Origin of the sequence: Kribbella sindirgiensis (assembly GCF_004331435.1) — a bacterium.
GTDB classification, from domain to species: domain Bacteria; phylum Actinomycetota; class Actinomycetes; order Propionibacteriales; family Kribbellaceae; genus Kribbella; species Kribbella sindirgiensis.
In genome coordinates, this window is sequence record NZ_SJKA01000003.1 from 678,896 (window position 1) to 692,404 (window position 13,509).

The following is a 13,509-nucleotide window of genomic DNA, read 5'->3' on the forward strand; positions in this document are numbered from 1 at the left end:
AGGTTAATCCTCAGAGGTGGTTGCGGGCGAAGGCCTGATACAGACCGCGCAGGGTCAGCAACGGTTCGTCGTGGATCGGGGTGGTCAGTTCGGGGGCGAGCAGCGGCGCGAGGGCGCCGGTGAGGACGACCGCGACGTCGTCGTTCAGAGACTGCTCGGCCCGGATCCGGGCGACCAGACCGTCGACGAGCGCGGCGAAGCCGTGGATCGCGCCGGACTGCAAGGCCTCCACGGTGTTCTTCGCGACCACCGATCGCGGCCGGACCAGCTCGATCCGGCGCAGTTGCGCGGCCGCCTGCCCGAGCGCGTCGGTCGCGGTTTCGATGCCCGGGGCAATCACTCCGCCGATGAAGGCGCCGGCCGGGTTCACCACGTCGATCGTGATCGCCGTACCGACGTCGACGACCAGGCACGGCGCGCCGTACTTGCTGACGGCCGCCAGCGCGTTCGCGATCCGGTCCGTGCCGACCTCCCGCGGGTTGTCGACCAGCACCGGCAACCCGGTCTTCACGCCGGGCTCGACGACAACGCTCGGCACACCCTGGTAGTAGCGCGACACGACGTCCCGCAACTCGTGCAGCACATGCGGTACGGCGGAACACACGGCGATCCCGGACACCGGGGACTCACCGGCGAGCAGGCCCTGCAGCAGCACCGCCCACTCGTCCGCCGTACGCCGCGGATCGGTCCCGACCCACCAGTGCCGCTTGACCGTGCCCTCGAACACCAGGCCGACCAGCGTCCTGGTGTTCTCGACGGCGACGGTCAGCAACACTCAGGCCTCCTTGAGGTCCAGGGCGATGTCGAGAACCGGCGCGGAGTGCGTGAGCGCACCGACCGCGAGGAAGTCGACACCGGTCTCGGCGACCTCGCGCGCCTTGTCCAGCGTCAATCCGCCGGAGGCCTCCAGCCGGGCCCGGCCCGCGACCTTCTCGACGGCTTCCCGCAGCGAAGGTACGTCCATGTTGTCCAGCAGGATCAGCTCGGCGCCGGACTCGACCGCGATCACCGCGTCCTCGACCGAGTCCACCTCGACCTCGATCCCGATCTCCGGATACGCCTTGCGCACCAGGCGGAACGCCTCCGCGACACCACCGGCCGCGATCACGTGGTTGTCCTTGATCAGCGCGGCGTCCGAGAGGCCCATGCGGTGGTTCTTCCCGCCACCACAACGTACGGCGTACTTCTCCAGGGACCTGAGCAACGGCATGGTCTTGCGGGTGTCGCGGATGACCGCGCCGGTGCCCTCGACCGCGTCGACCCAGCGCCTGGTCAGCGTGGCGACACCGCTCAGGTGGCAGAGCAGGTTCAGCGTGGTGCGCTCGGCGGTCAGGAGTTGCCGCGTCTTGCCGCGGACCGTCATCAGGACGGCGCCCCGCTGCACGGAGTCGCCGTCATGGACGGTGTGCTCGATCTCGATCTCGTCCGGCGCCGCGACCTGGCGCAGCACCAGCTCCGCGATCTCCAGGCCCGCCACCACGCCGTCGGCGCGGGCGACCAACTCGGCGACCGACACCTGGTCCGGGTCGACCGTCGCGGTGGTCGTCACGTCGACGCCTCCGGCCAGGTCCTCCTCGATGGTTGCCCGCACGAGGTCACCGACCCACTGCCGGTCGACTGTCTCATCCATGCCGGTCATTCTCCTCGGATTCGCGCGATACAAACGTGGCTTGCGGCACAGCCTGCTGATCAAGTGTCAGGTCCAGGCTTCCGAACCAGTGCAGATCATCGCGGTCCGGGTGGTCCTCGCGCCAGTGCGCGCCACGGCTTTCTTCGCGGGCGGTCGCCGCGGCGATCAGCGCGGAGGCGACCGTCACCAGGTTCGTCGCCTCCCAGCCCGGCGTCCCCGGCTCGTCGTACGGCTGCTCCATCAGCTTGCCGATCGCCGCGCCCGCCTCCGCCAGGCCGGTCGCGCTCCGGATCACGCCGGCGCCGACGGTCATCGCCCGCTGCAGCTCGGGGACGACGTCCGCGTCGACGAGTCCCGGCGTACGGCGGTCGTCGGCCGGCTCGCGCCGTTCGGGCAGACCGTTCGCGAGGTGCGCGGCGATCCGGCGGGCGAACACGAGCCCTTCGAGCAACGAGTTGGACGCGAGTCGGTTGGCCCCGTGGACGCCGGTGCACGCGACCTCACCGCACGCGTACAGGCCGGGCACCGAGGTCTGGCCGTTCAGGTCCGTCCAGACGCCGCCCGACGAGTAGTGGCAGGCGGGGGCGACCGGGATCAGTTCGCGGACCGGGTCGATACCGTGCGAGCGGCAGGACGCGAGGATGGTCGGGAACCGGACCCGCCACTTCTCGTCACCGAAGTGCCGGGCATCCAGGTAGACATGGTCCTTGCCGGTGGCAAGCATCTGGCGCATGATCGCCTTCGCCACGATGTCCCGCGGCGCGAGGTCTGCCAGCTCGTGCCGGCCTTGCATAAAACGTTTTCCGGTGTGGTCGACCAGGAACGCGCCCTCACCGCGGACCGCCTCGGATACCAACGGCTGCTGGCCTTTCGCGCTCTTGCCGAGCCAGAGCACGGTCGGGTGAAACTGCACGAACTCCAGGTCCCGCACCTTCGCGCCGGCCCGCAGCGCGAGCGCCATACCGTCACCGGTCGACACGCTCGGATTGGTCGTTGCCGCGTACAACTGTCCGAGCCCACCGGACGCCAGGATCACTACCCTGGTACGGATCTCGCCGACGCCGTCCAGTTGTCCCTCGCCCATCACGTGCAACGTCACGCCGGCGACCGAGCCGTCGGCGGCGGTGAGCAGGTCGAGGACCAGGGCGTGCTCGACCAACCGGATGTCCTTGGCCCGCTTGACCGCGGCGACCAGCGCCCGCTCGATCTCGGCACCGGTCGCATCGCCGCCGGCGTGCGCGATCCGGTTGCGATGGTGCCCACCCTCGCGGCCGAGCGAGATCTCCCCATCGGCCATGGTGTCGAACCGCGCGCCCAGGTCGATCAGGTCGCGGACCGCGTCCGGACCTTCGGTGACGAGCACCCGGACGGCCTCCGGGTCGCTCAGCCCGGCGCCCGCGACGAGCGTGTCCTGCAGGTGCTCCTCGGGAGAGTCCTCCGGGTGGAGGGCAGCGGCGATACCGCCCTGCGCCCACTGCGTGGAGCCGGAGGCGACGACGTCCTTCGTCACCACCAGGACAGTGCCCAGCTCACGGGCCTTGAGCGCGGCACTCAGCCCGGCGACACCGGAGCCGATCACCACCACGTCAACGGTGTCGGTCCAGCCTGGCTCGGCCGCGGCCAGCCGTTGCGGCACAGCGGGAATCGTCATCCCGCGACCGTATCAACCGAATTCATCGAAGGGTGATGGAAATGTTGTCAATGAGACGGGTCAGGCCGACGCGGGCAGCGATCAGCATCCGGGCCTCGCCGGGGCCGATCACCGGGCCGAGATCGGGGGCTCGCAGAGCGAGATAGTCGATCTTGACCGACGGCACCGCCTCGAGCTCGGCGTGGGCCGCGGCCAGCACCGCGTCCGGCCCGTTCATCCCGGCCTTCGCGCCGGCGCTCAGCGCCCGGTACAGCACCAGGGCCTCGTCACGCTCGGTCTCGCTCAGGTACCGGTTGCGCGAGGACAGCGCGAGACCGTCCGCCTCCCGCACGGTCGGCACCGGCACGATGTCGACGTCCATGTCGAGGTCGCAGACCATCTCGCGGATCAGCGTCAGCTGCTGGTAGTCCTTCTCGCCGAACAACGCCAGGTCGGGCGCGGTCAGGTGCAGCAGCTTCGACACCACGGTCAGTACGCCGGAGAAGTGCCCGGGCCGGAACACGCCCTCGAGCTCGTCGGCCAACGGGCCCGGATGCACCGTGATCGACGGCTCGTTCGGGTACAGCTCGTCCCGGGACGGGTTGAAGACCAGGTCGACGCCCTCGTTCTTCGCGATCGCCAGGTCGCTGGCCAGCGTCCGCGGGTACCGGTCGAAGTCCTCGGTCGGCCCGAACTGCAACGGGTTCACGAAGATCGTCAGCAGCACGCTGCCGTCCGGCCCGACCCGTTCGCGAGCCTCGGCCAGCAGCGCGGCGTGGCCGTCGTGCAGGGCGCCCATCGTCATCACGACCGCCCGCGGCCGGATCGCGGCCGCCGCGCGCAGTTCCGCTTTGGTCTGGGTGAGTCTCATCGCGGTGCCTCCCCTGCCGGATCTGCCCGGTGCCCGTCCAGTACCTCGGTCAAGCGGCGAACCGTCTCCGCGTCCAGCCGCCCGTCCGTTGCCAGTTCCACAGTCGCCCGGGCCAGTTCGGCGTACGTGCGCCTCGTGCTGCCCCGGAGTGCTGCCAGATGTGCTGCCACCGTGTCGACATCGCCCCGGGCGATCGGCCCGGTGAGCGCATGATGACCGGATCGCAGCGTGTTGTCGAGGGTTGCGACGAGCAACGGCCGGAGTGTCGCCACCGGATCCGCCACGCCCGCCTCCCGCAGTACGGCGACTGCCTGCGAGACCAAGGTGGTCAGGTGGTTCGCGCCGTGCACCAGACCGGCGTGGTAGCGCGCACGCTCCTCGTCGGCGACCCACTGCACCTGTGCGCCCAGCGCCTTCACCAGCCGCTCGACGACCGACCGTGCCGCGTCAGGAGCGGTCGCGGTGAACATGACCCCGTCCAGGCTGACCGGACCGCCCGGAAACGTCATGGACGGATGCAGCGCGACCGGTGTCGCATCAAGCCCGCTCAGCGGGGCCAGACCGTGCGCTCCGGACAGGTGCACGACGTACTGCGCGCCCGTCAACGGCAGCGTCTGCGCGACCTCGTGAATCAGGTCGTCCGGTACGGCGACCAGTACGACGTCTGCGCTCCTCGTGACCTCGTCAGCGGGTAGCACGGGCACAGCGGGCAGAAGGCGGGCGGCGCGGTCCAGGGACGCGTCCGAGCGCGCGGTCACTCCGACCAGGGGATGTCCGGCTGCCGCCAAGGCTGCTCCCAGGGCGGTCCCGGCCCGGCCGGCTCCGATCAAGCCGATCCGTTCCATGTAGTGGTGCACTCACTCTCTTCTCGTTCCAGTCCCGCTTCCGGGTACCAGACGATCTACCTGTCAGGGTAGGTGATGAGAGCATTGCAGGGTGAGTGATGCATGGGCAGCAGGTACCGAATTGACCGCGATCCTGATCACAGTTCCAGAACTGGCGGAGTACACAGAGCGCTGGCGTTCGGTGTCACGGTCGACCGCGAGACCACAGGTCCCGTTGACCGAGCTCATCCCGCCGCACGTGACTGTGCTGGTCCCCTGGGTCGCCGAACCCACCGACACCGACCTGGCCCGGCTCCAGGCAGCAGTGGCGTCGATCGAGCCCTTCGAGCTCAGCTTCCCGACCGCCGGTCAGTTCCCGAACGGTACGGCGTGGCTGAGGCCGGAGCCGTTCGACAAGGTGCGCTCGATCCTGCTGTCCGTCTTCGACGCCTTCCCCGAGTGCCCGCCGTACGGCGGTGAGTTCCCGGACCCGCATCCGCACCTGACCATCTCGTCGTCCGCGCAGGGCGGTCCGGCCGTGGTGGCCGAAGCGAACGCCGCTCTGGCCGCGGCACCGGCCCCCACCGTCCAGCTGACCGAGCTGGAGCTGTGGCGCGAGGACGCGGAGGGCGTGTGGCGCCAGATCGGCGCCGTACCTCTGGCTACTTCCTGACCTGGAACCCACCGCGCCGGCAGCCTTCTTGGCCTGCCAGTCCGCCGGTACGTCGGCCGGCGTGAGTTCACGCAGCTGGTCGACGCTCGGGTCGGTGAGCGCACCGATCCGGACAGCCTGCTCGGACACCGTGGCCTCGAACAGGTTCCGCACGTCCCGTCCGTTACCGAACTCGGCCATGTGCCGGATCCGGTCGAGCAACGAGCCGACCCGCTCCACGACCCCGTCGGCCAGCAGGTACCCGGCCTTGCCGCTCAGGTACTGGAAGATCTCCTGCAGCTCCGGCGACGAGTAGTCCGGGAACTCCAGCGTCGTCGGCACCCGTGAACGCAGCCCGGGGTTCTGCAGGAACAGCCCCTCCATCGGCTCGGTGTAGCCGGCCAGCACCACGACCAGGTCCTCGCGGTGCTCCTCCATCAGCTTGATCAGCGTGGCGAGCGCGTCGGCCCCGTAGCCGCGTGCGTCCGCCAGCGTGTACGCCTCGTCGATGAACAGCACGCCGCCCAGGGCCTGCTCCACCAGGCGCTTCACCTTCGGCGAGGTCTGGCCGACGTACTGGCCCATCAGCTCGTTGCCGCTCGTCTCCACCAGGTGACCGACGCCGAGCAGACCGAGGTCCCGGTAGATCTCGGCGAGCAGCCGCGCCACGGTGGTCTTGCCCGTGCCCGGGTTGCCGGTGAACACCATGTGCCGGGACCGCTCGGTCGGCGGCATCCCGGCCTTGGACCGCAGGACGTCGGCCTGCGCCTCCGCGGCCAGCCGCTCGACGGTCGCCTTGACCTCGGTCAGCCCGGTCATCGCCGTCAGCTCGGACCGCGGGTCCTCGTGACGCGGCAGGTCGCCCAGGTTCTCGTCGGTCAGGTCGGCGACATCGGGCCGCTCGATCGTCCGGACCTGCTCCATGGTCGGGGACTCCAGCGTGGACAGCCGCACCGCCTGCAGCGTCGCGATCCGCTCGAGCAACGTCCGGACCGTCCGCGCGTTGCCGAACCCAGGTGCCCGTGGCGCCTTGTGCAGCGTGGCGAGCGCCTGCTCGGACACCCCGGCGCCGAGCACGAACCCGGCCTGCTCAGCGGCCTGCAGGAAGATCCGGTGCAACTCGGCGTCGCTGTAGTCCGGGAAGTTCACGAACGTCCGGATCCGCGACTTGAGCCCCGGGTTGCTCTCCACCAGGGAGTACATCTCGTTCGGGTAGCCGGCCATCACCACGACCAGGTTGTCGCGGTGCGTCTCCATCAGCTGGATCAGCGTCGCGACGGCCTCCCGGCCGAAGTCCCGCCCGGAGGTGTTGAACAGCGAGTACGCCTCGTCGATGAACAGCACGCCGCCCAGCGCCCGCTCGACCACCTCGGTCACCCTCGGCGCCGTCTGACCGACGTACGACGCGATCAGGTCGGCCCGCCCCACCTCGACCAGGTGACCCGACGAGAGCATGCCCAGGTCGCGGTAGACCTCGGCGAGGATCCGGGCGACCGTGGTCTTGCCGGTGCCCGGGTTGCCGCTGAAGACCAGGTGCCCCATCGGTTTCGGGAGCCGCAGGCCGGCTTCGGCGCGCAGCTTCGCGACCTTCGCCTCCGCGACCAGCTCGTACACCCGGGCCTTCACCGCGCCCAGCCCGGTCATCTCGTTCAGGTCGGCGATCGGGTCGCCGGCCACCGGCACGTCCGCGCGCAGCTTGTCCGGCGCCTCCGCCTCGACGATCGTCGTGGGCACGGCCTTCGGCGGCCGGAACGAGTGCAGGTCGCGCAGCCCCCGGAAGAATCCGGCGACCATGTACAGCTCCTTGGACGCCTTCGCCTTGTCCGGAAGCCCGTTGAGGCTGGCGCCGACCTGGTACATCGCGGCCAGGTACTCGCGAGCGTCGTACGCCGCTCCGGCCTCGACAGCCCGGATCATCCACGCCTGCCGCCGGCGCCGCCACTCGGCCGGGTCCGGCCGGGTCTTCGCCTTGTCGAGGGCCGCCTGGACCTCGGCCGTCCCGGACGGGCCCAGCGCCGAGAACGAGAGCCCGGCGGGCAGGTCGGTCCGCCCGATCTGCTGGAGCAGGCCGGCGATCTCCTCCGCGAACGACTTCTCCGCCTCGGGCGTCACCGCCGCGATCCGCGCGTACGCCGCCTGCAGCCGGTTCACGCCGTACACCATCAGGTCGAGCGGGTTGCCGGACAGGTTCGGGTAGATCTGGCGGATGTCGTCGTTGCCGAACTCCTCGATCCAGCGCTTCAGCACCGTCGGCCGGGACTGGGTGAGGTGCAGGTCGAGCAGTTCCGGGCTGGCGAGGACGTGGTCCAGCATGGACGCCATCGCCTTCCGGCGAGCCTCCAGTCCCGGGATGCCGGTCAGCAGGTCCAGCATCTCGCGGCAGGCCCGGATGACCTCCTCCTGCGAATCCCGGTCCCGCCGCAGCGGATACGGAATGTCGAAGGACGCGCCGGTCTCCCGCCAGTTCGCGATGTCGGTGTCGATCTCCTGCTGCTCCTCGCGCCACTGGTTCAGCAGCAGGAAATGCAGGTTCCGCGCACCGCCGACGAGGATGCCCAGCGCCGGCCAGAGGCTCTTGAACACGAAGTAGAACGTGTCCACCAGCAGTGGTGAGCCCTCGATGAAGTACTTGTTGCTCGCCGACACCCGGCCCAGCGTGGGGCGGTCCACCAGATCCGCGATCTTCGCCTTCGTCGCGTCGAGCCACTCCGGCGTGACGACGTACGGCGGTTCGGCGCCGACCACATCGAATGCCGGATCACCCTCGAACAGGACCGCGAGCTCGGCCGGAAGTTTCGCCACGATGCCTGATCCTAGGATCGTGGCGGTCCATACTTTGAGGCGATGACCTTCAGGGATGCGTGGCAACGGGCTCTGTACGGGCCGGGTGGTTTCTACCGCCGAGAGCGGCCGGCTGCGCATTTCCGTACGTCGGTCCACGCATCCGCCCTGTTTGGCCAGGCCATCGCGCGGCTGGCCGGTCAGCTCGGGCTGCCCACAGTGGTCGATATCGGCGCCGGGTCCGGTGAGCTCGGCAAGGTCCTGCGCGACGAGGGTCTCTCGGTGCTGGACATCGAGCTCGATGACGACCTGCCCGCCCAGCTGAGCGGTCTGGTGATCGCCAACGAGTGGCTCGACAACGTCCCGTGTGAGGTCGTCGAGTGGGACGAGGACGGCGTACCGCGCTACCTGCTCGCTGACTTGACGCCAGGACCGGTTGTTCACGGCAACGATCTGCTCTGGCTCGAGCAGTGGTGGCCGGGCGGACCCGGTGACCGCGCCGAGGTCGGCCGGGCACGCGACGAGGCCTGGCAGGACGTGATCCGGCGGCTCACGGACGGTGCAGTCGCGATCGCCATCGACTACGGACACGTGAGGTCGGGCAGGCCGCCGTACGGGACCCTGACCGGCTTCCGCGACGGCCGTGAGTGCTCACCCGACCCCGACGGCAGCTGTGACATCACTGCCCATGTCGCCCTCGACTCGCTCGGCGGCACCATTCTCAGCCAGCGTGACGCGCTACGAGCCTTAGGCATCAGCGCGTCCCGGCCACCGCTCGCGCTGGCTCACACGGAGCCGCTGCGCTACCTGTCAGAGCTGTCGTCAGCCGGGGAGGCTGCCGAGTTGCTGGACCCGTCCGGGCTCGGCGGGTTCGGCTGGGTCTGGACGGCGGCCGACGCGGCCACGGTACGACGTGCCTCGCGCGCCCTGTGCGCCTGAGCCTCCACCAGCGCCGCAGCCTCCACCTGGTCGCGGTGCAGCGCGGTGGCGTCGGTCGGACCCAGTGGCGTGTCCACATGTACGTTGGCCAGCCCCAGGCGCCGCTGGATCGGCCCCTGCTCCATCCGGACCGACTGCGTCTTGTGATGCAGCACGATCGACGTACGGCGGCTCACCCAGCCGCGCGTGGTGACCATGACCTGTTCGTCCACGCCGTAGCTCAGGTAACGCCAGCCGATCGGACGCAGCCACTTGGCGCGCTCCGGTGCCTGGTGCAGCTGGATGCGGCTCAGGTCGAAGCCAGGCAGTACCCGTGACAGGACGTAGGCCACCTCGGCACGCTCGCCGACCGGCAGCAGCTGCGCGCCCTCCAGCATGTCGTCGCCGTCCTCCTTCTGACCGGCCACGCCCGCGATGTCCAGCTCGACCCGGGACCAGCCCAACGCCCGCCAGATCAGCGGCTCGGTGATCAGCAGGCCCTGGACGCGGCCGGGCGGGATGGTCTGGCGCTGGATGTCGAACAAGCCACGTTTGGTCCGCAGACCATGGCCCGACTCGGACAGCGTGAACCCGTGGTTCCCCACAACCTGCTTCCAGATCGGCTGCACCACACCGAGCAGCAACGGCAGACCGGCGAACAGACCGATGTGGAAGTCCAGCACCATGGTCGCCACAATCAGCCAGACCAGACCGCCGGCACTGGCGACGACGGTCGACGACAGCAACGTCGCACCGAGCAGACGGTTGGTCGGGACCGTCAGCAGCGGCGGAGCGGCCGCCTCGGCCTGTTGGTCGTGCTCCTGCTGCTCAGCAGCCTTCTCGCCCTTGGCACGTACCAGGAGCGTGGTGCGGAGCTGCTGCGCCTCCTCGTACCGGAAGTAGCTCAGCTTGCCGTCGCTCTTTCCGCCACCGGCCACGTCCATCCGCAGCTCGGCCATGCCGAACAGCCGCGCGACGAACGGCTGCGCCACGTCGATCGCCTGGATCCGGTCGAAGCGGATGATCCGGGTCCGGCGGAACAGGAACCCGCTGTCCACCCGGATCGCCTCGTTGGTCAGCTGCCACTTCGTGAACCACCACGACAGTGCGCCGAGCAGGATGCCGCCGACGAGCACACCGGCCAGGCCGATGCCGGCGATCTTCAGGTTGCTCCGCAGGCCCTCGTTGTTGACCAGGGCGAACGCCGCGACGACGAAATACCCCCATCCCTTGACGAAGGGGGTGAGCGGGTGCAGCCGCTGGCCGACGACCTCGCCTGTCTGCTCAGCCTGCTCGGTCACAGGCCCCACGCCTGCGCCTGACCGAGGGCGGACAGCCGGTCACGGAGCCGGCCGGCCTCGTCCGGGTGCAGCCCCGGGATCTTCGCGTCGGTGGCCGGCGTCGCCGTGTGCAGCTCCACGGTGGCCATCCCGTACGCCCGTTCCAGCGGCCCGGCGGTCACGTCCACGAACTGCATCCGGCCGTACGGTACGACGACCAGCTCGCGGAACATGACCCCGTGGCTGACCAGCAGCTCGTCCTCACGCTCGGCGTACTTCCACGAGCGCTGGTTGCGTCCGATCAGCACCCAGGACCAACCCAGAAGCAGCGCGATCACCACGACCGCGAGTACGCCGTACAGCCAGCTCAGGGTCAGCCCGAGCGCGACCAGCGCCACGATCGCGGCCAGCCCGGCGACGATCGCCGCGTTCAGCCGCCGCAGCGTGGCGAGCTTGGGCGAGACCGGCGTCCAACTGACATCCGAGGGTGCGAAGAGGTCGTCCACGGGTAAAGCCTGTCACGATAGTGGTCATGAGTACGGAACGAGTGGTTGGAGTCGGCGCGGGGGCGGCTGGATTCGACCCGGCGTACGAGCGGGGTGGGACCGGCGCGGGCTCGGAGCTGGCGACCTCCGACATGGTGCTCAACATCGGGCCCCAGCACCCGGCGACCCACGGCGTACTGCGGCTCCGGCTGACCCTCGACGGCGAGCGGATCGTCGGCTGCGAGCCGATCATCGGCTACATGCACCGCGGCGCGGAGAAGCTGTTCGAGGTCCGCGACTACCGGCAGATCATCGTCCTGGCGAACCGGCACGACTGGCTGTCCGCGTTCTCGAACGAACTCGGCGTCGTGCACGCGGTCGAGCGGATGATGGGCCTCGAGGTCCCCGTCCGGGCGGTCTGGCTGCGGACCCTGCTGGCCGAGCTCAACCGGGTCCTCAACCACCTGATGTTCCTCGGTTCGTACCCGCTCGAGCTCGGCGCGATCACGCCGGTGTTCTACGCGTTCCGCGAGCGCGAGACGATCCAGGCCGTGATGGAGGAGCTGTCAGGCGGCCGGATGCACTACATGTTCAACCGGGTCGGCGGACTGAAGGAGGACCTGCCGTACGGCTGGCTCGGCCGCGCCGCTGCCGCCTCCGCCGCGGTCCGGACCCGGCTGCCCGACATCGAGGAGATCATCCTCGGCAACGAGATCTTCCGCGCCCGTACGGTCGGCGTCGGCAAGCTCGCCCCCGAGCTGGTCGCGCAGTACGGCGTCTCCGGGCCGATCGCCCGCGCCTCCGGAGTGGACGCCGACCTCCGCCGCGACGAGCCCTACCTGGCGTACGGCGAACTGCAGGACGTGCTGCGCGTCGTCACCCGTCCCGAAGGCGACTGCTTCGCCCGGTTCGCCGTACTGCTCGACCAGGTCAAGGTCTCCCTCGACCTGGTCGACGCCTGCCTCGACAAGCTGTCCACGCTGCCGGCCGGCCCGGTCAACGTCCGGCTGCCGAAGATCCTCAAGGTCCCCGAGGGCCAGACCTACGCCTGGACCGAGAGCCCACTCGGCATCAACGGCTACTACCTGGTGTCCCGCGGCGACAAGACCCCGTGGCGCCTGAAACTCCGCTCGGCCAGCTTCAACAACATCTCCGCCCTGCCCGCACTGCTCCCCGGCACGATGATCCCCGACATGATCGCCATCCTCGGCAGCATGTTCTTCGTCGTCGGCGACATCGACAAGTAGAGCTGGGAAACAAAAGTACGTGTGGTGACCAAGAGTTACCCAGCCGCCGTCAGCGCACGGGGCAGGACGGACTGCAAGGACGAGCGGTGACCGACGGGTCCTTGCGCCGCATCATCTGCAGGACCTGTACGGCGGCCGCACACGGACGGCTCGTGACGTCGAGCCACCCGTACCGAAGAGTCGCCTCCGATCTCAGCGCTGCGCGGTTGTCGCGATCGAGATCGCGCCACCGCTGTCGAGGAGCGAAATGGAAGCGGCCGTCCAGCTCGACCACGAACTCGTAGGGCAGGTAGGCCACATCGGTGTATTCGCCGTCCACCGCACGCTGCCGTTGTCCCGCGGGCAGGCCGTGTGCGCGCTCGACGTACCGTAGATAGCGAAGCTCGAGCAGCGAATGCGTTCCCTGCGCGACGTCGGCGAGAATCGACCGCAGCGCAGCACGATGACGGAGTTGCGGGCGGCCGGTCAGTGCAGCCAGGATCTCGCCGGGAGCCACTCGGCCGCTCTGGCAGGCCTCCGCGACGACTGCTGCGGCAGCATCCAGCGAAGCGGAGATGCCGACGATCTCGAGCACAGCCTCAGCGGGCCGGCTCCGCGGCGGGATCACCGCGGCCAGGCGACTCTCCCACTGCGCGTCGCGGGTGATCACGAGATTCGGGCGGGCACGAACTCGCCGACGCCAGGGGATAGTCACGTACACCGGCCGTCGGTCGTCAGGCTTGATCAGACCGAACTGCTCGGCGGCCGTGTAGTGGCTCCACGCAGCCTGCGGTCCTGCGTAGAGCAGCGCCGCCACGAGCTGCTCGTCGTAGCCGACCGGTCCCGTGTGGGTCACGTAGACACCGGGGTGGATGGTCTGCCACCGTCGGCTGCGCAGCCGGCGGCGCACGTCGACGCCGGACCTTCCGGCCGCCAGCAACTGTGCACGCGACACAACGCGGTTCTGCTCATGGATCAGTACGTCGAGGCCCTCGTCGGCCAACTGTTGCCGCCACCACCAATCCATCCGAGCCAGCATGCCGGAATCCGCCACCCGCCGCCGAGAGCCCTGTGGATAACCCCCGGCTGGGAAACAAATGTGCGGATGGTGACGGCAGCTTCAGGGGATTGTCGCAACGCCTGAGTTTGGAGGGTGTTGTGGCGGAGAGGTTGTCGCAGGCGCGGCGGCGGGTGGTGCTGGACTTGTTGAGT

Annotated in this window: 10 protein-coding genes and 2 pseudogenes; 3 read left to right on the forward strand and 9 right to left on the reverse strand. The window is 69.5% G+C overall.

Annotated elements, in window-relative coordinates:
* Positions 1–10 precede the first annotated feature (10 nt).
* From E0H50_RS11745 to E0H50_RS11765, 5 genes are read right to left on the reverse strand one after another with little or no spacing between them, the layout of a single operon-like run.
* Positions 11–775 carry a type III pantothenate kinase gene (locus E0H50_RS11745; protein ID WP_131286934.1) on the reverse strand — a complete coding sequence of 255 codons (765 nt, stop codon included), beginning with the start codon at positions 773–775 and terminating at the stop codon, positions 11–13.
* A complete protein-coding gene (gene nadC / locus E0H50_RS11750) occupies positions 776–1,630 on the reverse strand; it encodes a carboxylating nicotinate-nucleotide diphosphorylase (protein ID WP_131286936.1) in 855 nt (284 codons plus the stop codon).
* Entirely contained in the window at positions 1,623–3,281 is a 1,659-nt protein-coding gene (locus E0H50_RS11755) for an L-aspartate oxidase (RefSeq protein WP_131286938.1), read from the reverse strand. Before E0H50_RS11755 ends, nadC begins: the two co-directional genes overlap by 8 nt.
* Positions 3,282–3,303: 22 nt before the next feature.
* Positions 3,304–4,131 (reverse strand): pantoate--beta-alanine ligase, encoded by an 828-nt coding sequence (gene panC, locus E0H50_RS11760; protein ID WP_131286940.1) that lies wholly within the window; start codon positions 4,129–4,131, stop codon positions 3,304–3,306.
* Positions 4,128–4,988, reverse strand: a complete 861-nt coding sequence (locus tag E0H50_RS11765; protein ID WP_238150903.1) for a Rossmann-like and DUF2520 domain-containing protein — start codon at positions 4,986–4,988, stop codon at positions 4,128–4,130. Before E0H50_RS11765 ends, panC begins: the two co-directional genes overlap by 4 nt.
* Positions 4,989–5,157: 169 nt before the next feature.
* Here E0H50_RS11765 and E0H50_RS43755 point away from each other — a divergent pair, with 169 nt between their 5' ends.
* Positions 5,158–5,628 (forward strand): 2'-5' RNA ligase family protein, encoded by a 471-nt coding sequence (locus tag E0H50_RS43755; protein ID WP_238150910.1) that lies wholly within the window; start codon positions 5,158–5,160, stop codon positions 5,626–5,628.
* Between the two features lie 60 nt (positions 5,629–5,688).
* Here E0H50_RS43755 and E0H50_RS44375 read toward each other — a convergent pair.
* Positions 5,689–8,529 (reverse strand): annotated as a pseudogene (locus tag E0H50_RS44375) (AAA family ATPase); the annotation flags it as partial.
* Between E0H50_RS44375 and E0H50_RS43410 the strand changes: the two are divergent.
* Entirely contained in the window at positions 8,452–9,327 is an 876-nt protein-coding gene (locus E0H50_RS43410; protein WP_131286944.1) for an SAM-dependent methyltransferase, read from the forward strand. The pseudogene E0H50_RS44375 and the gene E0H50_RS43410 sit on opposite strands and share 78 nt — an antisense overlap.
* A gap of 17 nt (positions 9,328–9,344) precedes the next feature.
* Here E0H50_RS43410 and E0H50_RS11780 read toward each other — a convergent pair.
* Together E0H50_RS11780 and E0H50_RS11785 are read right to left on the reverse strand one after the other, a co-directional pair.
* Positions 9,345–10,616: pseudogene (locus E0H50_RS11780) on the reverse strand (PH domain-containing protein); the annotation flags it as partial.
* Positions 10,604–11,092 carry a PH domain-containing protein gene (locus E0H50_RS11785; protein ID WP_131286948.1) on the reverse strand — a complete coding sequence of 163 codons (489 nt, stop codon included), beginning with the start codon at positions 11,090–11,092 and terminating at the stop codon, positions 10,604–10,606. The pseudogene E0H50_RS11780 and the gene E0H50_RS11785, both read right to left, overlap by 13 nt.
* 26 nt (positions 11,093–11,118) lie before the next feature.
* Here E0H50_RS11785 and E0H50_RS11790 point away from each other — a divergent pair, with 26 nt between their 5' ends.
* Positions 11,119–12,318, forward strand: a complete 1,200-nt coding sequence (locus E0H50_RS11790) for an NADH-quinone oxidoreductase subunit D (RefSeq protein ID WP_131286950.1) — start codon at positions 11,119–11,121, stop codon at positions 12,316–12,318.
* 49 nt (positions 12,319–12,367) lie between these two features.
* On the opposite strand, the gene E0H50_RS11795 is transcribed toward E0H50_RS11790, so the two are convergent.
* Positions 12,368–13,324, reverse strand: coding sequence for a hypothetical protein (locus E0H50_RS11795; RefSeq protein ID WP_131286952.1), 957 nt, complete (start codon positions 13,322–13,324; stop codon positions 12,368–12,370).
* Between the last annotated feature and the right edge of the window lie 185 nt (positions 13,325–13,509).